Raw genomic sequence first — 23,170 nt, 5'->3', positions numbered from 1 at the left:
TTAATGAAAACAATTCTTGTGTTAAATGGCCCGAATTTAAACTTGCTTGGCACCCGAGAGCCTGAAGTCTATGGCGAGGACTCATTGGAAAAACTGAATCAAAACCTGAAGGATAAAGCCCAAATTGCAGGTTTTGAACTCAAGGCCAGGCAAAGCAACAGTGAGTCAGAATTAATCCATCTGATTCATGAAGCCTTTGCCGCTAAAATTGATTATTTCATTGTCAATCCTGCAGCTTTTACGCATACCAGCATCGCTTTGCGTGATGCGTTGATCGCGGTAAAAATCCCTTTTATTGAGGTACATATCAGTAACATTTATGCCCGCGAATCCTTTCGCCGCCATTCCTATTTTTCCGATATTGCATTGGGAGTAATCAGCGGATTTGGCACCAAGGGTTATTTTCTTGCTTTAGAAGCCATCATTCATCATTCCAAGTAAAGAGAGTTTTATCCATGGATATACGTAAAATTAAAAAATTAATCGAATTGCTGGAAGAAACCGGTATTTCTGAAATTGAAGTCAAGGAAGGCGAAGAGTCGCTGCGCTTGAGCCGGCATGGGTATGCGCCAGAACCCCCTGCCGCAAGACCAGTTGCTCCTCCGCCTCCTTCAATTCAAATTCAGCCTTCACCTGCTGCCGAAGTTGAAAAGAAACCGGAGCCTGCAGCATCTGCGCACACGATCCGTTCTCCAATGGTCGGCACTATGTACACTGCGCCTTCTCCAGATGCCGCACCCTTTGTGACCGTGGGCCAGTCTGTCAAAATTGGCGACACATTATGCATTATAGAGGCTATGAAAATGTTTAATGAAATCGAAGCCGATCGTGCAGGCAAAATTACTGCTATTCATGTTGCAAATGGTGAGCCGGTTGAATACGACCAGCCTCTTTTTTCAATTGAATAGGGGCGATATGTATGTTAAGCAAGATTGTAATCGCCAACCGTGGCGAAATAGCTCTGCGAATTCTGCGCGCCTGTAAGGAACTTGGCATCAAAACCGTGGCTGTTCACTCAGACGTTGATAAAGATTTGCTGCACGTTCGCCTTGCTGATGAAACTGTCTGTATTGGACCTGCCAGCTCGCAAAAAAGCTACCTCAATATACCGGCAATTATATCTGCCGCAGAAATTACAGATGCCGTTGCCATCCATCCAGGATATGGTTTTTTGGCAGAAAATGCGGATTTCGCGGAAATCGTTGAGCAAAGCGGCTTTCGCTTTATTGGCCCTCATGCTGAAACCATCCGCTTAATGGGTGATAAGGTTTCTGCAATTAATGCCATGAAACAGGCAGGCGTTCCCTGCGTTCCAGGTTCTGATGGTCCTTTATCTGAAGATGATGATAAAAATCTTGCCCTTGCGAGGAAAATTGGTTACCCCGTTATCATTAAAGCCGCAGGCGGCGGGGGCGGACGCGGCATGCGGGTGGTACATAGCGAGGCAAACCTCTTAAATGCCATCAGCCTGACCCGCAGTGAAGCCAAGGCCGCATTTAACAATCCAGTCGTCTATATGGAAAAATTTCTGGAAAACCCGCGCCACATTGAATTCCAGGTGCTGGGAGACGGCAAGGGAAATGCGGTGCATCTTGGGGAACGTGACTGCTCAATGCAGCGCCGTCACCAAAAAGTCATCGAGGAAGCTCCCGCCCCAGGGCTTACAGAAGAGCTTCGCCGTGAAATCGGCGAGCGAGTGGTTAAAGCCTGCTGTGAATTAAAATACCGAGGCGCCGGCACTTTTGAATTTTTATACCAGGACGGGTGCTTTTACTTTATTGAAATGAATACCCGCATTCAGGTTGAGCACCCGGTAACTGAGCTGGTCACAGGCATTGATTTAATTAAAGAGCAAATCAAAATTGCAAGCGATATGCCTTTTACCCTCACTCAGGATAAAATCAAATTAAAAGGCCATGCCCTTGAATGCCGGATTAATGCTGAAGATCCAAAATCGTTCATGCCTTCGCCCGGCACAATTCGACTCCTCCATCAGCCGGGCGGGCCTGGCATCCGTTTCGACTCCCACATCTACAGCAGTTATACCGTTCCGCCAAATTATGATTCCATGATAGGCAAGCTAATCAGTTATGGCGAAACCAGGGAGGAAGCATTTGCGAGAATGCTCAATGCCTTGGATGAAATCATCATTGACGGCATTAAGACCAACATAGAGCTGCATCAACGGATTTTACACGACAAAGGCTTCAGGCAAGGGGGAACCAACATTCATTATTTAGAAAAAATGCTGAAGGAATAATCGTGCTGCAGATTGAAATTGAATGCCGGCGTGAGGATGTTGAACCGCTGTCGGCACTGCTGGAGGAAAGTGGGGCATTATCGCAAATTCTGACTGATAAATTCGATAATGCCATTTTAGAGCCGGAGCTTGGAACTACCCCGCTTTGGCCTGACGTCATTTTTCAGGCTTTATTTGCCGACCCTGAAGATGCAAAAGCAGCTGCAAGACAAATTTCAGAACGATTTCCGCAGTTAAACCCCTCCATTTCCCCCCTTCCCGAAAAAGACTGGGAGCGCGCCTGCCTTGATGAATTTAAACCGTTACGATTTGGTAAACGACTCTGGGTCACCCCTTCCTGGCTGACGCCTCCAGATACCCAGGCGGTCAATTTGATACTGGATCCAGGTCTTGCTTTCGGTACAGGAACGCACGCTACCACATCACTTTGCCTTGAGTGGTTGGAGCAAGCTGATGTTTCTCAAAAAACCATCATAGACTATGGCTGTGGTTCTGGCATCATAGCGCTTGCCGGCTTAAAACTCGGAGCACGGCATGCCTATGCCGTGGATATAGATGAGCAAGCTCTGCAGGCTACTCAATATAATGCAGAACTCAATGCCTTGGGCTCAGAGTATCTAACGACGGGTTTCCCTGAAATCCTGCAAAACAGCAGTGATATTTTAATTGCCAATATTTTACTGTCGCCTTTATTGACCCTCAAAGAGTCATTTTTTCAGCTGGTTAATCAACAAGGCATGCTCGCTGTATCCGGAATTCTTAAAGATCAGGCCAGTATCCTGGCAGAAGCCTATGCCTCCCATTTTCAACTGCTGACCACTTTGCAAAAAGATGAATGGGTTTTGCTGATATTTAAACCTAAACAAACGCCTGTTGAATGAACCATCAGAGATGATGACGCATCTCTGATGGTTAAACAGCATTGCCGGATTGAGTTGTTAAATTAAGCCCAATGCCTTAACTGTATCACGCTCGTTACGCAATTCTTCAAGGGTTGCATTGAATTTTTGCTGGCTGTATTCGTTAAATTCCAGTCCTTCAACGACACGTACCACGCCATGTTCAAGGCCTACGCGGCGCACAAAGCCATGTTCGCGTCGACACGGAAATGAGAAAATCAGTCCTTCATCAACACCATATTCTCCATTGGAGGAGAGTGCCATGGAAAAGGATTCATGTTCTGGCGTATCTTTTACCAGATGATTCACCCCAACCACGATAGCATTGGCGGCAGAAGCAGCAGAAGACGAACCTCTTGCCTTAATAACTTCAGCGCCGCGTTGTTGCACTTTGCTCACAAAGGTTTCTTTAAGCCAGGTCTCGTCATTAATAACTTTAGCCGCAGAAATGCCGTCAATCTTGGCATGATAAAAGTCCGGGAATTGTGTTGCTGAATGATTACCCCAAATCGTCATTTGCGAGACTTCAGTGATATCAACTCCTGCTTTTTTGGCAAGCTGGGCGCGGGCTCTTAATTCATCCAGTGTCGTCATGGCATAAAAACGATCGTCAGGAACATCAGGAGCGTGGTGTTTGGCAATAAGACAGTTCGTATTACAAGGGTTGCCCACCACAAACACGCGCACATCATCGCTTGCATAATCATTAATAGCTTGCCCTTGTTTTGTAAAAATACCGCCGTTGATCTGCAGCAAATCAGAGCGTTCCATGCCTTGCTTACGGGGTACCGAGCCAACCAGTAAGGCCCAGTTTACGCCTTCCATTGCTTCTTTGAGACTGCTGGTGCATACAACCCGCTTTAGCAGGGGAAACGCGCAATCTTCAAGCTCCATTGCAACTCCCTCAAGTGCGGGCAAAGCTTGTTCGAGCTCCAGCAGATTTAATTCGATATCGGTATCAGGACCAAACATTTGCCCTGAAGCAATGCGAAATAGCAAGGCATAACCGATGTGTCCTGCTGCACCGGTAACAGCCACTCTAACTCTGTTGTGCATAATTTTATCCTCTTTTTTCTTAAATAAAGCATAATATTAGCCGGCACGGCAGTTTGAATATGAATTCCACGGAAACCGGCGTAATCTTTTAGAGTTTGTTCCTGGAGCCTGTCTGTAAACTGGCAAATTAGTTTGCAACTTATGGTACTATTGTCTAACTTAACAAGCCAGTCTATTTTACAACTTCATGATACCGGTATCACTTTATATTCACATCCCGTGGTGCATCCGCAAATGCCCCTATTGTGATTTTAACTCTCATCAAAGCCCTGGGCTGTTGCCCGAGACGCAATATATCGCTGCATTAATAGAAGACCTGGATAACGATCTCGAACGCTTTCCTGCAGGATTGATAGAATCGATTTTTATTGGCGGCGGAACACCAAGCTTGCTCACTCCAAAAGCATACGAAATGCTGTTTGTACAATTAAAGCAAAGGCTAAACTTCGCAGGCGATATTGAAATCACCCTGGAAGCCAATCCTGGTACGGTTGAGCAGCAGCGGTTTGCTGAATACCGTGCCCTTGGGATTAACCGTTTATCAATCGGGATACAGAGCTTCAACCCCATGCATCTGCGCGCCCTCGGGCGTATACATGACAGCCGGCAGGCCCATTGCGCCATAGATGCCGCAAGAAGCGCAGGCTTTGACAATTTGAATCTTGATCTGATGCACAGCCTGCCCAACCAGACAGTACAGGAGGGAATGCTTGACTTGCAAACAGCGCTTGCCCATGAACCTGAGCATTTGTCCTGGTATCAATTAACCATTGAACCCAATACGGCGTTCTATAAGACAAAGCCACCGCTTCCTTCTGAGGAAATTGTATGCGAGATGGAAGAACAGGGTTTTGCAAAACTTAAGGAAAATCATTACCTGCGCTATGAAATTTCTGCTTTCTGCCGTAATAACCGGTTTTCCCGCCACAATCTAAACTACTGGTTATTTGGCGATTACTACGGCATTGGCGCAGGCGCGCATGGCAAGCATACCCGGGGTAATGATATATATCGGACGCGCAAACATCGCCAGCCCAATGATTATCTCGATTGCCATAAACCCTTTCTTGCCGAGACAACCCGTATCAACGCTGATGATCTGATATTTGAATTCATGCTGAATACTAGCCGCCTGCAACAGCCAATCCCCTTGGCGCTTTTTGGCGAACGCACAGGCTTGGCCCTTGATCTGTTAATGCCTGGATTGAACGAGGCAAAAAATAAGGGATTAATTATGCTGAATGATGATGTCTGGCAGGTTACTGAACTTGGAAGACGCTATACCAATGATTTGCAGGCAATATTCCTGCCATAAGTATGACGCTATATTTCAAAAGACTCTAAAAAAATTTTTTGGCAATGGACAGCCTGAGACAAATGCCGGGCTTCACAATTATTGCCTCTTCCCTGATAATAGCTGCAATTTGCCGCGCGGAGAAAAATGGATATGCTGGCCTTTCTTTTTTTTATGCTTTGTGTACTTCTCGGTTATATTGTGGGTTCTTTTTGCTCCGCAATAGTTGTATGCAGGATTTTTGCCTTGCCGGATCCCCGCATTGAAGGCTCCAAAAACCCTGGCGCCACGAATGTTTTACGGCTTGCTGGGAAAAAATATGCCATCATTGTTTTATTCGCTGACATGTTGAAAGGTTTTCTTCCGGTATTGATGGTCAATTTACTAAGCGGGAGCGCTGCAACAGTTGGCTTTACAGCTTTCGCCGCCGTTTTGGGCCACATGTACCCCGTATTTTTTCAATTTAAGGGCGGAAAAGGAGTCGCTACCGCACTGGGAGCTTTTTTTGGTTTAAATATTATCCTTGGCTCCATGGTTGTTGCTACCTGGCTTTTAGTAGCCAATTTTACCCGCTATTCTTCTCTGGCATCTATTGTTTCCATCATTTTTGCACCTTTTTATTCCCTATTTATTTTCAACCATGTCAACGCTTTCATGCCATTAATGTTCATCAGCTTATTTATCCTCTATAAACATCGGCATAATATTACCCGTCTTATCGATGGAGTGGAGCCCAAAATCATTTTTCGAAGCAAGGAAAAAACTGAAGAACTGCCTAATGAACCAACCGCTGGTGAAGAAATTCCAAAACCTTCCCAACCCAAAATCATTACAGAAGAATCAACACCGCCCTCTGATAAAAAATGATACATTAGGCAATTAAAGACTTGAAAAAATGATGACGTGGGCTCGATTAAAATCTATTTTTTAGAAATCGCCAAGCGGCCATCGGGCTTTCACAGCGATTTCCCAGTTTGGATCTTTTTTATTTTTTAATAAATGCAAGCAGCCCGCATAAGCAACCATAGCGCCATTATCAGTGCAATACTCAAGACGGGGGAAATAAACCTGTCCGCCCATCTCAGCCATAAGCCGGGCAAGCCCTTCCCGCAAACTTCGATTTGCACCAACCCCGCCTGCTACAACCAATTGCTGACAATGGGTTTGTTGTACTGCGCGCCTGCATTTGATAAGCAACGTTTCAACAACTGCTTCCTGAAACGCATACGCTATGCGCTGGCGGGCTTCTTCGTCCTGAGCACTGTTGTTCCAGGTTGTCAGGGCGTGTGTCTTTAATCCGCTGAAACTAAAATTCAAGCCTGGCCTGTCGGTCATTGGCCTCGGAAATTTCGGGAGCTCCGGTTCATGTTTCAGGTTATATTGATCAGCAAGCTTTGCAAGCTTTGCTCCTCCAGGATAGGGAATGCCCATGAGCTTCGCGGTTTTATCAAATGCTTCACCAACTGCATCATCCACCGTATCGCCCAAAACCTTATAATGACCCAACTCTTTTGCTTCAATAAGCTGAGTGTGGCCGCCGGATACCAAAAGTACAATAAAGGGAAACTCAAGGGATGGCGAATCCATTTTTGCGGCCAGTAAATGAGCTTCAAGGTGATGCACAGCTAAAGCCGGGATGTCAAGCGCAAAGGCAAAGCTTTTAGCGAAGCAGGCGCCGCTGAGCAAGGCGCCAACCAAACCTGGCCCTGCGGTATAAGCTACTGCATCGAGTTCATTTTTATGCATTGAAGAATGTTGTAATGCTTCATCGACTAAAGCCACCAGATGCTTGATGTGATCCCGCGATGCAAGCTCAGGCACGACCCCGCCAAACTGGCGATGCAGCCTGATTTGCGAATACAAGGCATGAGCCAACAACCCTCTTTGAGCATCATATATCGCAACGCCCGTTTCATCGCAGGATGTTTCAATACCCAACACACGCATAAGACCACCAATGATGTTTAAAAAAGTGCACTGTTTTGTTGATTCCGTCCTGGTTTTCATCATCCATCGGGTTGTCAGGGAAACAGCCTAAGGCAGCCCAGTCATTCAGATGATGATCTCCATAGAAATCAATCGCAGGAAATAGCGCATTATAAACGAAAATGATTGCTAAAATACAAATAAACTTGACTGCCGCAAATAGTACTACTAGAATTGCCACCCTATTGTTAGTAATTTTTTTGAGGAAAGTTTAATGCCTACCGTTCGCGTAAAAGAAGGCGAAAATCCTGAATACGCATTGCGCCGTTTCAAGCGTGCTTGTGAGAAAGCCGGTATTTTAACCGAGTTGCGCCGTCGCGAGTTTTATGAAAAACCCACCGCAGAGCGCAAACGTAAACAGGCTGCCGCCGTTAAGCGTCACCTGAAAAAAATGTCTCGTGAACTGACCACAAACCGTATTGTTAAGCGAAGACGTAAATAATCAATGACTATTAAAGAACAGATTAGCAATGACTTAAAAGAGGCCATGCGCGCCAAGGACAAGCAGCAGCTGGAGACGCTGCGGCTAATCAATGCTGCTGTCAAGCAAGTCGAAGTAGATGAGCGCGTTGAAGTGGATGATGTACGTATGCTGGCAATACTGGATAAACTAGCCAAGCAGCGCAAAGAATCTATTTCACAATTCAAGTCTGCAGGCAGGGATGATTTGGTTGCGCAGGAAGAATATGAGCTGGGTATCATCAACCGGTATTTGCCAGTGCCTCTGACCAACGAGGAAGTAAAAGCCTTGATTGATAATGCCATCGATACAGTTGGGGCAAAACAAATGAGTGACATGGGCAAGGTCATGGCTATTTTAAAACCCCAAATGCAGGGCCGCGCTGACATGAGTAAAGTCAGCAGCTTAATTAAAGAAAAGCTGTCTTAAATATTTCTTATAACTCGTGCAATATTCACGGTTAAATCTAATGCGCAGCCTAATGTCTGCGCATTTTTTTCATATTCACCAAGTCACGAATCCGGCTGCAGCACTGCATAAAAATAGTAGCGCATGATTAGATGTGTACTGATTCAATTAACAATTAATGATTTCCGTATGTATTTTTAACTTATTGGCGCTGCAGCAGTTGCCTTTGAACATATTGGATGCAGATTATGTCCGGCTTAATCCCACAGCCATTCATTGACGAGATACTCCATCGCACCGATATTGTTGAATTCATTGACGGCTATGTGCCTTTAAAAAAAAGGGGCAACAGCCATATTGCCTGCTGCCCGTTCCATCATGAAAAAACCCCGTCATTCAATGTGGTTGCAAAAAAACAGTTCTACCATTGTTTTGGTTGTGGCGCGAGCGGCAATGTCATCAGCTTTGCTATGAATTACCTGCAGTTGAGTTTTATCGAAGCGATCGATACGCTGGCTCAGCGCCTTGGCATGCAAGTTCCCCGAGACAATAAAAGCGGGCATAACCAGACGTTAAGCCTATATAGCCTATTGACCGAGGTTGCAAAATTTTATCAGCAACAATTAAAAACAAGCGGGCAGCAAGCAGTTTTGTACCTAAAAAACAGAGGCGTCAGCGGAGAAATTGCAAAACTGTATCAGCTTGGCTATGCGCCGCAAGGCTGGCATAGTTTGGAATCAAAATTCAGAAAATATAAAAAAGAATTAATAACCACGGGTATGGTGGTTCAAAAAGAGGATGGTAAAATATATGATCGCTACCGTCACCGCATCATCTATCCCATACATGACCGCCATGGCCGCATTATTGGGTTTGGCGGCCGTTCTATTGATCCAGAGCAGCAGCCTAAATATCTTAACTCGCCAGAAACAGTCATTTTCCAGAAAAGCCGGGAACTGTACGGTTTGCATCAAGTTATCCAACAAAACAGCAATCCACCTAAAATTATCATTGTTGAAGGTTATATGGATGTAATCGCACTCGCGCAATTTGGGATATTCAATGCCGTTGCCGCCTTGGGTACCGCCACCAGCAGTTATCATATCCAGTTACTGAGCAAATACACCCGCCAGCTCGTCTTTTGCTTTGATGGCGACGCTGCCGGCAGGAAAGCCGCATGGCGCGCTCTGGAAAGCTGCTTCCCTCATTTGAATGAGGGCCTCGATGCGTCATTTGTTTTCCTTCCTGAAGGCCATGATCCAGACAGCATGGTGCGCCTTGAAGGTAAAGAGGGCTTTCTTGAACGCATGATTGGGGCTTTGTCCTTAAGCAAGTTTTTCTTGATGCACATCATGCATGATATCGATTGTTCAACGCTTGCCGGAAAAAGCCGACTGCTCAATGCCGCAAGCCCCTATCTGCAAAAAATGGGCGAAGGACCTTATCGGCAGCTTTTAATCAATGAGCTCGCCCGCATAACGCGGCTTGATATTCATCGGATTAATCATCTCCTTGCAGAACACAAATACGAAAAAAATGTTGAGCCTGGCATCCCTATCAAGCGTTCCCCTATCCGCATAGCCATCGCCCTCTTGTTACAGCATCCTGAAATTTACCTTCTTTGCAAGGAACAAATTAATCCCGAAATCCTTGATGATGCAAAATTAAATGTGCTAAAAACGCTGATGGAGCAGGTAGCGGGCAATCCTGAAATCAACACGGCAACACTTGTAGAGTCATGGCGCGACACAAGCTATTTTGAATCGCTGAATAAATTGGCAGCCTGGGATCACCAGGTTCCTGAAGAAGCCTTGGCTAAAGAATTCATTGATATCATCCTTTTTTTGACCAAACAATCTCGGGAAAACAAAATTCAGCAGTTACTGGAAAAAGCCAGGCACGAAGGCTTATCTGAAAAGGATCGTCTACAATTACAACAAATGCTGCAGCAACGACATAGGAGTTTACATGGCAATGATATTAACCCCACTTGAAACCATCAAATGAGAATGACTGGTATGTTAACCAAACCCAGTTTATAATTAAATCAATTTTTTTAATTTTTAATAGCCTTAACAAATACCCATGACTATGAATGATCAAGAACAACAGCGCTCCCAAATTACCAAAGTAATCAGCCTGGGAAAAGAGCAAAATTATTTAACCTATGCCCAGATTAATGATTTGTTACCCAATATCGTTGATACTGAACATTTCGATGTCATCATCAGCATGCTCGAGGACATGAATATTAAAGTCTTTGAGCATCAACCTAGCGAAGATGAACTGGCTCTGCTCGGCACCACCGAAGAAGCTCCCGAAGATGTTGAAGAAGCGGCTGCGGTACTGGCTTCCGTAGATAAGGAAACCGGGCGGACCACTGATCCAGTCCGTATGTATATGCGTGAAATGGGTACTGTGGAATTGCTGACCCGGGAAGGTGAAATTCAGATCGCCAAACGCATCGAAGAGGGAATTTATCAGGTATTAAAATCCCTTGCCCATTATCCTGAAACCGTGCAGCTTCTAATGGAAGATTATGAGCGGGTACTTGCTGATGAAATTCGCTTAAGTGAAATCATCAGCGGATTTGCAGGCTCTGAAGACGAAGCACCGGCAGCCAGTATCGGCTCCATGCTTGATGAGAGTCAGCAAGAAGCGGCCGACAATCTCATGGATGATGAAAGTGAAGAAGATGAGGACGGTGACGGCGGTATCGCTGAAGTTGACGAAGGGCCCAATCCGGAGCAGGCGAAAATCTATTTTGACGAGTTGCGCGAAAATTATGAAAAAGCTATCGCTTCTTTGAACAAGCACGGCCGAACTGCGAAAAAAACCATTGAATTGCTCGAAGTGATGTCTGAATCTTTCTTGAAATTTAAGCTCACTTCCAGAGAAGTTGATAAATTAACCCGCCATTTTCGTCAACTGCGTAACCATATACGTGAATACGAACGCCAAGTTATGCGTATCTGCATTGAAAAGGCCCGCATTCCGCGAAAATTGTTTATCGATACATTCCCAGGCCAGGAAACAGATTTAAATTGGCTAGAAACATTAATTGGCAAACATTCCAAAAAACTGGATCTTCCCCGTATTGCCGAATACAGCGATGAAATCAAAAACCTGCAAGCAAAACTCGCTAATTTTGAAAATGAATACGGCTTAACCATCAGTGAAATCAAAGACATTAACCGCAAGATGTCTATTGGTGAAGCAAAAGCTCGCCGAGCAAAAAAAGAAATGGTGGAAGCCAACCTGCGTTTGGTGATTTCAATCGCCAAAAAATATACCAACCGCGGCTTGCAGTTCCTTGATCTAATTCAGGAAGGCAATATTGGTTTAATGAAAGCTGTTGATAAATTTGAGTATCGTCGCGGCTACAAGTTTTCTACCTATGCCACCTGGTGGATTCGTCAGGCTATAACCCGCTCTATTGCCGATCAGGCTCGCACCATCCGTATTCCGGTGCATATGATTGAAACCATTAACAAACTAAACCGCATTTCCCGCCAAATTCTTCAGGAAACAGGCCGAGAAGCAACACCTGAAGAGCTGGCCGAAAAAATGGAGTTAAGCGAAGATAAAATCCGCAAGGTTTTAAAAATCGCCAAAGAACCCATCTCCATGGAAACACCCGTTGGCGACGATGAAGATTCGCATTTAGGTGACTTTATTGAAGACAGCAACATCGAATCTCCTATTGACTCGGCCACCACAGAAGGCTTGCGCGAAGCAACACTTGAAATCCTCGAGACTTTGACACCAAGAGAAGCCAAAGTGTTACGTATGAGATTTGGTATTGAAATGAATACGGATCACACGCTTGAAGAAGTGGGCAAACAGTTTGACGTAACCCGTGAGCGGATTCGCCAAATTGAAGCAAAAGCTCTCAGAAAGCTGCGCCATCCATCCAGATCTGAAAAATTACGCAGCTTCCTCGAAGGTGACGAAAGCTAACAGGCTATACTTAGTTTCACTCAAGTGTTCTGGATTGTTTAGGCCTTGAGTGAAAACTCATATTTCCAGGGCTCGTTGCATCACTGAAATAGGTAACCCGAAATAATCTAAATAGAGCCAAAATCAGTAATGCAACACGCCAGCACAAAAACCGCAAAAAAACCCTGGCGTTCATAAACGTTAGCGATTACAATACACACCGCGGGCCCATAGCTCAGTTGGTTAGAGCAGCGGACTCATAATCCGTTGGTCCTAGGTTCGAGTCCTAGTGGGCCCACCAATTAAAGCCTTTAAAATCAATAACCTATGTTGATTACCTGTTTTAGTTCAAAAGTCCTTGCGTGACTTTTGCGTGACCTAGATCACGCACTTACAAACTTACTTGCTGAACCCCTTGAGTATTTTGACTGGCCTGTCTGCTCTTTGGGTTTCGCAATAATGTTAATATCACACCGCTTTTTCGATTCTCACAAACCTTATTGGCAGCTTGATATAAACTTTGTAACTCAGCTGAAGAATAGTGAGTTGTAATCCTTCCCGAACGATGGCCGAGTAAATCCTGCCTGTCTTCAAAACTTACCCCTGCAGCTCGTAATCGTCTGCCAAAGGTATGCTTTAAATCATGCACTCTTACTTCTGGCAATTTCGCCTTAACTCTCGCCTGTCGCCAACCAGTCGATAACATTCGAGCCAAGGGACGGCCTTTAAAGCTAAAGACATGGGTAGGATGCTTACCTCTCTGCCCTTCTACCACTGACCGCGCTGTTTCATTACAGACAACCAACCGCTCATCACCATTTTTAACCAACTCACCTGGTATAATGAAAACGGTTATGTGCGGTAACTCTGGAATCTGGATTTCCCAATCCCAGCGCAATTCACATATTTCCCTGTCCCGACATCCTGTATTCACAGCAAATAATGCCATGTTTTTCAGGTGCTCAGGTAAAAGGTCAAACAGTTTATGCTGTTCATCCCAGCTCAATGGGTAAGGTTTACGAAGATCAGGCTCAGGCAAAAGCTTTATCTTTGGCGCTGAAATTAACCAGGTTAAACCAAACTCATCCATCCACTCACTGGCCGCTAAATTTAAAATACGCCTAACGATTTTCAACCCATGATTAATAGTCCTGCAACTTACACCATCCTTTTTTCTACCTTCAATAAAGGATTGCAGACTACCAATATGAATGGCTTCAATAGGCATATCTCCGATGTATTTAACCAACTCACGTAAACGGCCAGCGTCATCACTGATGCTGCGCTTATGTTGGTTTTCCATCAAAAATTTAGTAGCGGCTTCTTTGAATGTTCTTTTTGGGCGAACACCATAGACTGTTGCCAGTCTTATTTCTTCGAGGCGCCTTGCAAGATACTTTTCCGCCTCTTCGAGGTTGTCAGTACCAGTGCTTTCGCAAAGTCGTCGTCCGAAGACCTTTTTGTCAATACACCAGACGCTGCCACGCTTTTGCAGTCCTGGCGTTCTTTTTCGTCCCATATTTCCAAACTCCTACGTTCGGTTGCCGCGGGACGACCACTACATTGCTTATAATGGTCTACCCAAGCATCCAAATCAAGCCTATCAAATGCAATACCTTGCGTTCCGATAGGTATTTCTGTCATATTCGGCCGAACATTTTCATTAAAGCGGTGCCGATCCATACCCAAATAATCGGGCGCATCTTTTAAACGAATTAACCGGGGAAGCAGTTGAATGTTCGACATGACAAAACTCCTGTAATCAGGATTAACCGAATTGACTTCTTTGTTAATCATTAAAACACATATCGTGTGTTAATATAAACATAACGGGTTTTTAAATCAATAAAAATTTGAATTTGTTAAAAATTGATCACATTTCAATCTTTGGATATGATTAGACTTTTGACAGGATACGAATCAAAAGATGTTTAAGGATTTGTTGCTGATACCAGGTTCATTATCAACCCCTGAGCTTTGGTACCAGAATATTGATGTGTTCCAAAAGCAGTTCACCAATATTCACCATATGGATGTTTGCAAAAGTGACTCCATAACAGACATGGCAAAACGATATCTGCCCTATGCCCCTGAGAAATTTTCTATCGTCAGTTTTTCTATGGGAGGTTATATCGCCCTGGAGCTCTTCCAATTCATCCCTGATCGCATTGAAAACCTGGTAATCATAAACGGCGGGGCTAGAGAACTTTGTCAAAAAGGAAAATATGAGCGACAACGCTCAGTTGAACTGGTGGAAAAAGGCCGATTTGATTTTCTTGTGAACCGAATATTTAAAAATTCAATTTATGAAGAAGAAAAACAAGCAGCGATTATTCCGCTGCTAAAAAAAATGGCTTATGAAATTGGACCAGAAAATTATGTTAAACAACTTAGTTCGATGATTAATAAACATGAACAGGAACCGCTTTTGTCCAAAATCACCTGCCCTACCTTGATCATCACAGCAAAAAAAGACAGGGTAATGCCCAACGAGCGCGCTGAACACATGGCCAATCACATTGCCAATGCTGAATTAGTAACCCTTGAGGATTGCGGCCATATGGCGATGCTGGAACAGTCAGAAAGAATTAATGAATTGTTAATGAACTGGTTTAGGGAGTAAATGTTCAAGGTGTTGTGATGCATAGTATTAATGAAAAAGGTGAAATCTGCGTTGACTTAAGCGATTTTGAAGAATTATCAGACTCAATAAGACTCCGACATAAAATTGATCAGTTAATGGAAAAATACCAATTCCCCAAAGAGTTATCCAATTTTTCCATCACCTTTATGCTAAGAACCGGAAGAAGATATTACATTTCCAATCTTTATTACTGGGCGATTCCTTATCGTACCGAAGGGTATTCTCGTGGCGACATCGATCATGCTTTTAATGTGTATGATGGTCGAGAATACTTTATCCCAGAACAAATTAAACCTGACGCAACGCAGATTGATATATTAGAAGTCATGCAAAAGCGGTACAACCTTTATACTGTTTTCGCCATGGTAAGGCAGTGTTATGAGTGCGATATCATTATTGAGACTTACAACAACACGCCAGTGCAAAATAAAACTGAATTCTATTTCAAGCATAGAACAGCAATGGAACGATTTATCTCTGGATTTATCCAGGACATGGAAACTGATTTAAAAGGGATGATACCTGAATCTGAATTTTTAAACTTTTTTAATAATCACGAGTTCAGAAACCAAGTGCTAACGGGAGAACTAGGCTCAACAAATGTAATTTTGACAAGCCGCGAGCTTGATTGTCTATTTCTCATGGCTCACTGTGAAAATACGCAAACAGTAGCGAATAAACTTTTTCTATCGGTTGATACTGTCAACTCTCACCTTAAATCAGCAAGGAAAAAGCTAAACTGCAAAACTACCCTACAAGCAGTAGCAATTGCCTTCAAATCGGATCTTTTTAGACACAAAATTTCACCAAATTTGGGGATACAATAACCACATTATTTAATAGATACTTTTTGGGTCGTAAAAAAATTAGTTGTAGGAGCTTTAACATGGGATGTTTCATTCAACTCAAAGACCCTGATATTACATTTAACTTTGTTCAAAATAAACTCAAACAAAAAATGCTGCTGGCAGCACTAATTCGATATAGTGAAATTGATTTAAACGGCATTGCAGAAATATTAGATATTTGTAGTAAGCGATTATTGAAGGTTTTAATCGGCGCTGAATTTTTAGAGGAAAAAGATGCTGAAGAATTAGGGAGGTTATTTTTAATTTTTTTCAGCGAATAATCGATTTGTTCATTGTCCATGTTGTTGAGTAAACAACAACGACATGGATACAAAAATTAGATTCCCACGCAATTTATCTGGGTTTTTCTCATATTAGCCATCTCGTTCTTCTCTATCAGCAGGGATCTTTTCATCCAACAGCCATGAATACACCGACATTTATCTTGGTTAATACCCCTTACCCATAATTATGCTTTTAAATTGATTAAGCCATTGAAACCAATTAGTATAAGCCGATTTTAAACCTTTTTAGTCTAATGTAACCTAGGTTTCATTGGCTATACTTGTTTTTATATTGCATAAATAAACAAAAGAGAACAGCAATGAATGATAGGTGGTTATCGGTTGATGAAATTGGCGAGTACCTTGGTGTTAAAAGAGATACGGTTTATAAATGGATTAATGACAAAGGGATGCCGGCTCATAAAATTGGGCGGCTTTGGAAGTTTAAAGTGTCTCAAGTTGATGCCTGGGTTGAAGCTGGTAGTGCGCAAGAAACTGAAAAGAATAATGATTAAGAGGGTTTTTATATGAATTACGCCATGCACAACACGATAACCAATTTCATATGGGGAATTGCTGATGATGTCTTAAGAGATATATATGTTCGCGGAAAATATCGTGATGTTATTTTACCAATGACTGTCATTCGTCGCCTAGATGCATTGCTGGAACCTACTAAAGAAGCTGTTCTCACCATGAAGAATCAACTTGATGAGGCAGGAATTGCTAATCAAGATGCAGCGCTATGCCAGGCTTCTGGCGAAGCTTTTTACAATTGTTCCCCTTTTACGCTTAGAGATTTAAAAAACCGAGCCAAGATGCAGCAACTTAAAGCGGACTTCGAATCCTATCTCGATGGCTTCTCTCCTAATGTTCAAGAAATATTGGACAAATTTAAATTCCGTAATCAAATTACAACCTTAGTGGAAGCAGACATCCTCGGCGCATTAATCGAGAAATTTTTGAATCCCAACATCAACCTAAGTCCCAAACCAGTAAACGATGCTGACGGCAATGAAAGACTACCAGGCTTAGATAACCATGCCATGGGAACAGTATTTGAAGAATTAATCCGCCGGTTTAATGAAGAAAATAACGAAGAAGCGGGAGAACACTTTACCCCTCGTGACATTGTTAAACTTATGGCGGATGTCATATTTCTTCCCATCGCAGATAAAATTGAATCAGGCACCTATCTTGTTTATGACGGTGCTTGTGGTACTGGTGGGATGCTAACTGTTGCTTAAGAAAGATTGAAGGAACTGGCCAAAGATGCTGGCAAAGAGGTATCTATCCATCTTTATGGACAAGAAGTACAGCCAGAAACCTATGCTATCGCGAAAGCAGACTTACTACTGAAAGGAGAAGGTGCTGAAGCGGAAAATATAAAATACGGCTCCACACTGTCTGCTGATGCTTTTGTTTCCAATCACTTTGATTTTATGATTTCAAATCCCCCATATGGCAAAAGCTGGAAAACAGATCTGGACCGCATGGGAGGAAAAAGCGACATAAAGGATCCTCGCTTCATTATAGATTACGCCAATGAGCCAGAATATAAGATGATTACGCGATCCAGTGATGGTCAGCTGATGTTTTTGGTTAACAAGCTAATGAAAATGAAGGATTCCAGTAAACTAGGCAGCCGTATAGCACATGTTCATAATGGATCGTCATTATTTACCGGAGATGCTGGACAGGGAGAAAGTAATATTCGACGTTGGATCATGGAAAATGACTGGCTGGAAGCAATTATTGCTCTACCAGAAAATATCTTTTATAACACTGGTATTGCAACTTATATATGGGTTCTAACGAATCAAAAAGCACAAGAACGTAAAGGTAAAGTTCAATTAATTGATGGCACAGGCTGGTATCAATCCCTAAGAAAAAATTTGGGAAAAAAGAATTGCAAATTAACTGATGAACATATCAAACAAATCTGTGATCTTGTTGTTAGACCAATTGATACTGAGCAATCCAAAATTTTTCCAAATAACGCGTTTGGCTATTACAAAATCACTGTGGAACGTCCGTTGCGACTTTCCATTCATCTAGGGGAAAAACAATTAGCTAAATTTCAACGACATTGTATTGAGGCGAAAGAAACCGCTTTATATTCAGTCATTGAAACAATGGCTAAGCAGATCGGTGAAGGCCCACACAATAACTACAATCAATTCATCAATGAGCTAAACAAGCTTGCAAAAAGCATGTCAATTAAACTTCCAGCTAAAAGCATTAAATTCCTTAAAGATAATTTATCTGTTATTGATGAAAATGCAGAACCAATAATCAAGAAGCTACATAAGTCTGGCACAGTTGAACCTATTTCTCTTCATGGATTATTCGAAACGAATATAAATGGCAAGCCAGTCATTGTTGAATATGAAGTAGACAGCAATTTACGTGACTCGGAACAAGTGCCACTATTAGAAGATGGCGGAATTACTGCTTTCTTTGAGCGTGAGGTACTCCCTTATGCGCCTGACGCATGGATTGATCCGTCAAAGACTTTAATTGGATATGAAGTCTCTTTTACAAAGCATTTTTATAAGCCAACCCCAATGCGTTCCCTTGAGGAAATTAAAGCTGATATATATGCCATTGAACGTGAAACAGAAGGATTACTTGAGGAAATTGTTGGGGAGGGTAATTAATGAAACAATACCCTGGTTATAAAAAGTCAGAAAAAAAATGGCTAAATGAAATTCCTGAACATTGGAATTTTAAAAGAGCTAAATCAGTTTTTAAAACTATTGATATTCGATCAATAGATGGTTCAGAAGAATTATTATCAGTTTCTGAAAAAAATGGTGTAGCATTAAGAAAAAATACAAATGTAACAATGTTTCAGGCAGAAAGTTATGCTAATTATAAGTTATGCTGGCCTCAGGACTTAGTGATTAATAGTCTCTGGGCATGGATGACAGGTTTAGGATTTTCTGAGTACCACGGGATAATAAGTACTGCCTATAGTGTTTTTCGAATTTGGAATCAAGATTCTTTTAATTATAAGTATGGAAATTACCTTCTTCGGTCCAAAATATATAATTGGGAGTTTAGAGTAAGATCCAAAGGTATCTGGCGTTCACGATACCAATTATCTGATGATTCCTTTTTATCTATGCCTTTACTCTTGCCGCCTTTAGAAGAACAACAACAAATAACCCGTTACCTCGATTGGAAAACTGCAAGAATCAATAAATTCATCAAGGCTAAGAAAAAGCTCATTACGCTTCTTAAAGAGCAGAAGCAAAATATCATTAGTGAGGCTGTCACTAAAGGAGTTAACTCTAATGTAGAAATGAAAGACAGTGAAATTGAATGGTTAGGAGAAATTCCAAGGCATTGGATTGTTAAAAAAATCAGACACTTTTGTTCATGCCAGAATGGTATAAGTGAAAGCGGTGATTTTTTTACTAAAGGGTACCCTTTTATTAGCTATGGAGATGTTTATAAACATAGAGTTTTACCGAATAGTATTGAAGGAAAAGCTAACTCGAATGAAAAACAGCAAATCACTTATTCAGTTCAGCAAGGGGATATTTTCTTTACGCGCACTTCTGAGGCACTAGACGAAGTTGGCATAACTTCAGTATGTTTAGAGACGATACCCAATGCTATATTCTCTGGCTTTTTAATTCGTGTTAGACCAAATAGAAAAATAATCAATGAGCTTTTTTCCAAATATTACTTCCAAGCTACTTGCGTAAGGGAGTATTTTACAAAAGAAATGAATATCGTCACCAGAGCTTCCCTTGGACAAAACCTTTTAAAAAACTTACCAGTATTATTACCACCATATCATGAGCAATTAGAAATTGCTGAGAAACTAGAAGAGGAAAGTAAACTTATAAATGCAACTATTTCTAGAGCAGAAAAAGAAATAGAGCTTATTCAAGAGTACAAAACTAGGCTTATTTCTGATGTGGTTACTGGCAAAATCGATGTTCGATCAGTAGCGATTCCCGATTTCGATCCAATAGAAACTGATACTGATGTTTCAGAAGATAATGTTGATGAACGGGTTATGGAGAATATGGAATAATGAAATTCACCAACACTAGTGAAGCAGGGTTTGAATCTACAATTGTATATTCACTAATCGACGGTGCCGGTTATCAAGCTGGTAGCCCACAGGATTATGATCGTTCACATGCTATTGATTTAATTAAGCTAACAGATTTTTTGTGGTTAACACAACCGGAAATAGCTGAAAATCTAAATCTCTCCATTGACTCTCCTAAAAAAACTAAATTTCTGCATCGTCTGCAAGGTGAAATTGCTAAACATGGTATAATTAATGTCTTACGCAAAGGGATAAAGCATGGTCCCAATAACATTACTCTTTTTTATGGAAGTCCATCTAAACAAAATGTCAAAGCAAGAGAACTTTTTGAGCAGAACATTTTCAGTGTGACTCGCCAGCTCCGTTATAGCAATAATGAAACACAATTAGCACTGGATATGGCTATATTCATTAATGGACTCCCAATAGCTACATTTGAATTAAAAAATAAACTTACTAAACAAACAGTCGAAGACGCTGTTCAACAATACAAAAACGATCGTGACCCAAAAGAGCTGTTATTTCAATTTGGGCGTTGCTTAGTTCACTTTGCGGTTGATGATCATGAAGTGAGGATGTGTACGCATCTGAAAGGAAAAGCTTCTTGGTTTTTACCCTTTAACAAAGGCTATAACGATGGTGCTGGTAACCCACCCAATCCTGATGGACTAGCAACTGATTATCTATGGAAAGAAATTTTAAGTCGAGATCGATTAACTGATATTATCGAGAATTATGCACAAGTTATTGAAGAAAAAGATGAAAAAACCGGGAAAAAGAAATATAAACAAATATTCCCCCGTTACCATCAATTAACTGCCGTCCGAAAATTACTCAAGCACACTAGTGAAAATGGTGCCGGAAAACGTTATTTGATTCAACACTCTGCTGGCAGCGGTAAATCAAACTCAATTGCCTGGCTGTCACACCAGCTAGTAGGCTTAGAACACGATAGCAAACCCATATTCGACTCAATTCTAGTGGTCACTGACCGTCGAATTTTAGATAAACAAATCAGAGATACAATCAAATCATTTGCCCAGGTGGGCAGCATCGTCGGTCATGCTGAGCGATCAGGCGATTTAAGACGTTTTATTAGTGAAGGCAAGAAAATTATCATTACTACAGTACAGAAATTTCCATTTATTCTTTCTGAGATTGGTAATGAACACCGACAGAATAAATTTGCCATTATTATTGATGAAGCACACTCAAGCCAGGGAGGCCGTACAGCTTCTAAAATGAATATGGCACTATCTGGAAGCGTATCTGATACTGATGATGATGAAAGTATAGAGGACAAAATCAATGAGTTAATGGAAAGCCGAAAAATGCTAACCAATTCAAGTTATTTTGCTTTCACAGCTACCCCTAAAAACAAAACACTTGAAATTTTTGGTGATCCAGATCCTCAGCCTGATGGTACAGTTAAACATCTACCCTTTCACAGCTACACCATGAAGCAGGCCATTCAAGAAGGCTTTATCTTGGATGTGCTAAAAAACTATACGCCAGTGGCCAGCTTTTATCGTCTAATAAAAGCTGTTGAAGACGAACCACTATTTGATAGCAAAAAAGCGCAGAAAAAACTGCGTAAATTTGTTGAATCTAACACCCATGCAATCCGTGAAAAAACAGAGATCATGGTTGATCATTTTCACACCCATGTAATGGGACATCGTAAAATAGGTGGTGCTGCTCGTGCAATGGTAATAACTAGCGGAATAGATAGAGCCATTGAGTACTTTCACGCCATTAACCATTATCTGAAGTACATGAATTTTCCTTATCGGGCTATCGTTGCATTTTCTGGTGAACATGAATATGGCGGGCAAAAGGTTACTGAAGCTTCGCTAAATGGTTTCCCAAGCAATTTAATTGCCGATAGAATTGCAGAAGATCCTTATCGCTTTCTTGTAGTCGCTGATAAATTTCAAACCGGATACGATGAGCCTCTAATGCATACCATGTATGTTGACAAGCCTTTATCTGGAATCAAAGCGGTTCAAACTTTATCTCGACTAAATCGAGCGCACCCTAAAAAATATGATACCTTTGTGCTCGATTTTTATAATAGTGTAGATGCGATTGAAAAAGCATTTTCCAATTACTATAGGACAACGATTTTAAGTGAAGAAACTGATCCTAACAAATTACATGATCTTCAATCCGACCTGGACGGCTATCAGGTGTATTCATCGGAACAGATAGAGCACCTGATTGAACTCTACCTTAATGGAACTGAGAGAGAAAAGCTAGATCCTATTTTAGATAATTGTGTGGCTGTTTACTCAAATGATCTTGATGAGGATGGACAAGTAGATTTCAAAGGAAAAGCAAAAGCCTTTATCAGAACCTATGGGTTTTTATCTTCGATACTTCCTTATAATAATACTGAATGGGAAAAGCTATCACTCTTTTTGAATTTCCTGACACCTAAATTACCTACCCCTAAAGAAGATGACCACTCATTAGGGATACTAGAAACAATTGATATGGACAGCTATCGGGCAGAAGTACAAGCCAGTATCAGTATCAGATTGGCAGATGAAGATGCTGAACTCGATGCAGTGCCTACTTCAGCTGGCGGAAGAAAGCCTGAGCCAGAAATGGATCAACTTAGCAACATCATCAAAACCTTTAATGATATGTTTGGCAACATCGAATGGAAAGATAAGGATAAAATCCGGAAAATGATAGCCGAAGAAATCCCTGGCAAAGTTGCTGCTGATACTGCTTATCAAAACGCCATGAAAAACTCAGACAAACACAATGCCCGAGTAGAACACGATCGCGCACTTGCACGAGTTATGGTTGAACTGATTGCTGATCATACCGAGCTATATAAGCAGTTCAGTGATAACCCATCATTTAAAAAGTGGTTGGGGGATAATATTTTTGGGGCGACTTATCAGTCTGAGAGCCAAAATCAGTCAGAACAAAAGTAGAATGATAAAAATAATAACGATTTGGTGCTTAAATCTTCTGAGCCTCAATGAAGTAGATGTTGGATATAATTG

At 41.9% G+C, this 23,170-nt stretch carries 19 protein-coding genes, 1 tRNA gene and 1 pseudogene; 18 read left to right on the top strand and 3 right to left on the bottom strand.

Annotated features, from left to right (window positions below; genetic code table 11):
• Window positions 1–3: 3 nt before the first annotated feature.
• Genes aroQ through prmA form a run of 4 tightly spaced genes read left to right on the top strand, consistent with a single transcriptional unit; the run spans window position 4 to window position 3,141 of the window.
• Window positions 4–441, top strand: coding sequence for a type II 3-dehydroquinate dehydratase (gene aroQ / locus Llon_RS00260; protein WP_058528250.1), 438 nt, complete (start codon window positions 4–6; stop codon window positions 439–441).
• A gap of 14 nt (window positions 442–455) precedes the next feature.
• Window positions 456–908, top strand: a complete 453-nt coding sequence (accB, locus tag Llon_RS00255; protein ID WP_058528072.1) for an acetyl-CoA carboxylase biotin carboxyl carrier protein — start codon at window positions 456–458, stop codon at window positions 906–908.
• Window positions 909–919: 11 nt separating this feature from the next.
• On the top strand, window positions 920–2,260 hold the full coding sequence (gene accC / locus Llon_RS00250) for an acetyl-CoA carboxylase biotin carboxylase subunit (protein WP_058528071.1): 1,341 nt from the start codon (window positions 920–922) through the stop codon (window positions 2,258–2,260).
• Window positions 2,260–3,141 carry a 50S ribosomal protein L11 methyltransferase gene (gene prmA / locus Llon_RS00245; protein ID WP_058528070.1) on the top strand — a complete coding sequence of 294 codons (882 nt, stop codon included), beginning with the start codon at window positions 2,260–2,262 and terminating at the stop codon, window positions 3,139–3,141. The genes accC and prmA overlap by 1 nt, the downstream gene beginning before the upstream one ends.
• A gap of 57 nt (window positions 3,142–3,198) precedes the next feature.
• Here prmA and Llon_RS00240 read toward each other — a convergent pair whose 3' ends face one another.
• The gene (locus Llon_RS00240) at window positions 3,199–4,215 is read right to left on the bottom strand and encodes a malate dehydrogenase (protein WP_058528069.1); all 1,017 of its coding nucleotides are present in this window, start codon (window positions 4,213–4,215) and stop codon (window positions 3,199–3,201) included.
• A gap of 187 nt (window positions 4,216–4,402) precedes the next feature.
• Between Llon_RS00240 and hemW the strand changes: the two genes are divergently transcribed.
• Together hemW and plsY are read left to right on the top strand one after the other, a co-directional pair.
• Window positions 4,403–5,530: a radical SAM family heme chaperone HemW gene (hemW, locus tag Llon_RS00235; protein WP_058528068.1), complete on the top strand. Its 1,128-nt coding sequence runs from the start codon at window positions 4,403–4,405 to the stop codon at window positions 5,528–5,530.
• 126 nt (window positions 5,531–5,656) lie between these two features.
• Complete coding sequence (gene plsY, locus Llon_RS00230; protein WP_058528067.1) at window positions 5,657–6,376, top strand: glycerol-3-phosphate 1-O-acyltransferase PlsY; 720 nt, start codon at window positions 5,657–5,659, stop codon at window positions 6,374–6,376.
• A gap of 60 nt (window positions 6,377–6,436) precedes the next feature.
• Here plsY and tsaD read toward each other — a convergent pair whose 3' ends face one another.
• Window positions 6,437–7,456: a tRNA (adenosine(37)-N6)-threonylcarbamoyltransferase complex transferase subunit TsaD gene (tsaD, locus tag Llon_RS00225; RefSeq protein ID WP_058528249.1), complete on the bottom strand. Its 1,020-nt coding sequence runs from the start codon at window positions 7,454–7,456 to the stop codon at window positions 6,437–6,439.
• A 253-nt stretch (window positions 7,457–7,709) separates the two neighbouring features.
• On the opposite strand from tsaD, the gene rpsU reads away from it, so the two are divergent.
• From rpsU to Llon_RS00200, 5 genes are all read left to right on the top strand, one after another.
• The gene (gene rpsU, locus Llon_RS00220; protein WP_058528066.1) at window positions 7,710–7,937 is read left to right on the top strand and encodes a 30S ribosomal protein S21; all 228 of its coding nucleotides are present in this window, start codon (window positions 7,710–7,712) and stop codon (window positions 7,935–7,937) included.
• A 3-nt stretch (window positions 7,938–7,940) separates the two neighbouring features.
• Entirely contained in the window at window positions 7,941–8,384 is a 444-nt protein-coding gene (locus tag Llon_RS00215; RefSeq protein ID WP_058528065.1) for a GatB/YqeY domain-containing protein, read from the top strand.
• Window positions 8,385–8,611: 227 nt separating this feature from the next.
• Entirely contained in the window at window positions 8,612–10,357 is a 1,746-nt protein-coding gene (gene dnaG, locus Llon_RS00210; protein ID WP_058528248.1) for a DNA primase, read from the top strand.
• A 91-nt stretch (window positions 10,358–10,448) separates the two neighbouring features.
• Window positions 10,449–12,323 carry an RNA polymerase sigma factor RpoD gene (gene rpoD / locus Llon_RS00205; protein ID WP_058528064.1) on the top strand — a complete coding sequence of 625 codons (1,875 nt, stop codon included), beginning with the start codon at window positions 10,449–10,451 and terminating at the stop codon, window positions 12,321–12,323.
• Between the two features lie 203 nt (window positions 12,324–12,526).
• Window positions 12,527–12,603 (top strand) — tRNA-Ile (locus Llon_RS00200).
• Between the two features lie 90 nt (window positions 12,604–12,693).
• Here the strand turns inward: Llon_RS00200 and Llon_RS00195 are convergent.
• Entirely contained in the window at window positions 12,694–13,821 is a 1,128-nt protein-coding gene (locus tag Llon_RS00195; RefSeq protein WP_237758224.1) for a tyrosine-type recombinase/integrase, read from the bottom strand.
• 408 nt (window positions 13,822–14,229) lie between these two features.
• Here Llon_RS00195 and Llon_RS00185 point away from each other — a divergent pair, with 408 nt between their 5' ends.
• The 7 genes and pseudogenes from Llon_RS00185 (at window position 14,230) to Llon_RS00155 (ending at window position 23,098) form a co-directional block, all read left to right on the top strand.
• Complete coding sequence (locus Llon_RS00185) at window positions 14,230–14,925, top strand: alpha/beta fold hydrolase (RefSeq protein WP_058528061.1); 696 nt, start codon at window positions 14,230–14,232, stop codon at window positions 14,923–14,925.
• A gap of 17 nt (window positions 14,926–14,942) precedes the next feature.
• Window positions 14,943–15,773, top strand: coding sequence for a helix-turn-helix transcriptional regulator (locus Llon_RS00180; RefSeq protein WP_058528060.1), 831 nt, complete (start codon window positions 14,943–14,945; stop codon window positions 15,771–15,773).
• Between the two features lie 59 nt (window positions 15,774–15,832).
• Entirely contained in the window at window positions 15,833–16,075 is a 243-nt protein-coding gene (locus Llon_RS00175; RefSeq protein WP_058528059.1) for a hypothetical protein, read from the top strand.
• A 323-nt stretch (window positions 16,076–16,398) separates the two neighbouring features.
• Window positions 16,399–16,593, top strand: coding sequence for a helix-turn-helix domain-containing protein (locus Llon_RS00170; RefSeq protein ID WP_058528058.1), 195 nt, complete (start codon window positions 16,399–16,401; stop codon window positions 16,591–16,593).
• A 12-nt stretch (window positions 16,594–16,605) separates the two neighbouring features.
• Window positions 16,606–18,738: pseudogene (locus Llon_RS00165) on the top strand (type I restriction-modification system subunit M).
• Window positions 18,738–20,129, top strand: coding sequence for a restriction endonuclease subunit S (locus tag Llon_RS00160; RefSeq protein ID WP_058528057.1), 1,392 nt, complete (start codon window positions 18,738–18,740; stop codon window positions 20,127–20,129). The pseudogene Llon_RS00165 and the gene Llon_RS00160 overlap by 1 nt, the downstream one beginning before the upstream one ends.
• Entirely contained in the window at window positions 20,129–23,098 is a 2,970-nt protein-coding gene (locus Llon_RS00155; RefSeq protein WP_058528056.1) for a type I restriction endonuclease subunit R, read from the top strand. Before Llon_RS00160 ends, Llon_RS00155 begins: the two co-directional genes overlap by 1 nt.
• Window positions 23,099–23,170 lie beyond the last annotated feature (72 nt).

It is taken from the genome of Legionella londiniensis (genome assembly GCF_001467825.1).
GTDB lineage: Bacteria > Pseudomonadota > Gammaproteobacteria > Legionellales > Legionellaceae > Legionella_A > Legionella_A londiniensis.
This window is presented reverse-complemented; position numbering and strand designations above follow the sequence as displayed.

Coding starts and splice junctions, on each gene's coding strand:
- aroQ (WP_058528250.1), top strand. CDS start 4: ATGAAAACAATTCTTGTGTTAAATGGCCCGAATTTAAACTTGCTTGGC.
- accB (WP_058528072.1), top strand. CDS start 456: ATGGATATACGTAAAATTAAAAAATTAATCGAATTGCTGGAAGAAACC.
- accC (WP_058528071.1), top strand. CDS start 920: ATGTTAAGCAAGATTGTAATCGCCAACCGTGGCGAAATAGCTCTGCGA.
- Llon_RS00240 (WP_058528069.1), bottom strand. CDS start 4,215: ATGCACAACAGAGTTAGAGTGGCTGTTACCGGTGCAGCAGGACACATC.
- hemW (WP_058528068.1), top strand. CDS start 4,403: ATGATACCGGTATCACTTTATATTCACATCCCGTGGTGCATCCGCAAA.
- plsY (WP_058528067.1), top strand. CDS start 5,657: ATGGATATGCTGGCCTTTCTTTTTTTTATGCTTTGTGTACTTCTCGGT.
- tsaD (WP_058528249.1), bottom strand. CDS start 7,456: ATGCGTGTGTTGGGTATTGAAACATCCTGCGATGAAACGGGCGTTGCG.
- rpsU (WP_058528066.1), top strand. CDS start 7,710: ATGCCTACCGTTCGCGTAAAAGAAGGCGAAAATCCTGAATACGCATTG.
- Llon_RS00215 (WP_058528065.1), top strand. CDS start 7,941: ATGACTATTAAAGAACAGATTAGCAATGACTTAAAAGAGGCCATGCGC.
- dnaG (WP_058528248.1), top strand. CDS start 8,612: ATGTCCGGCTTAATCCCACAGCCATTCATTGACGAGATACTCCATCGC.
- rpoD (WP_058528064.1), top strand. CDS start 10,449: ATGACTATGAATGATCAAGAACAACAGCGCTCCCAAATTACCAAAGTA.
- Llon_RS00195 (WP_237758224.1), bottom strand. CDS start 13,821: ATGGGACGAAAAAGAACGCCAGGACTGCAAAAGCGTGGCAGCGTCTGG.
- Llon_RS00185 (WP_058528061.1), top strand. CDS start 14,230: ATGTTTAAGGATTTGTTGCTGATACCAGGTTCATTATCAACCCCTGAG.
- Llon_RS00180 (WP_058528060.1), top strand. CDS start 14,943: ATGCATAGTATTAATGAAAAAGGTGAAATCTGCGTTGACTTAAGCGAT.
- Llon_RS00175 (WP_058528059.1), top strand. CDS start 15,833: ATGGGATGTTTCATTCAACTCAAAGACCCTGATATTACATTTAACTTT.
- Llon_RS00170 (WP_058528058.1), top strand. CDS start 16,399: ATGAATGATAGGTGGTTATCGGTTGATGAAATTGGCGAGTACCTTGGT.
- Llon_RS00160 (WP_058528057.1), top strand. CDS start 18,738: ATGAAACAATACCCTGGTTATAAAAAGTCAGAAAAAAAATGGCTAAAT.
- Llon_RS00155 (WP_058528056.1), top strand. CDS start 20,129: ATGAAATTCACCAACACTAGTGAAGCAGGGTTTGAATCTACAATTGTA.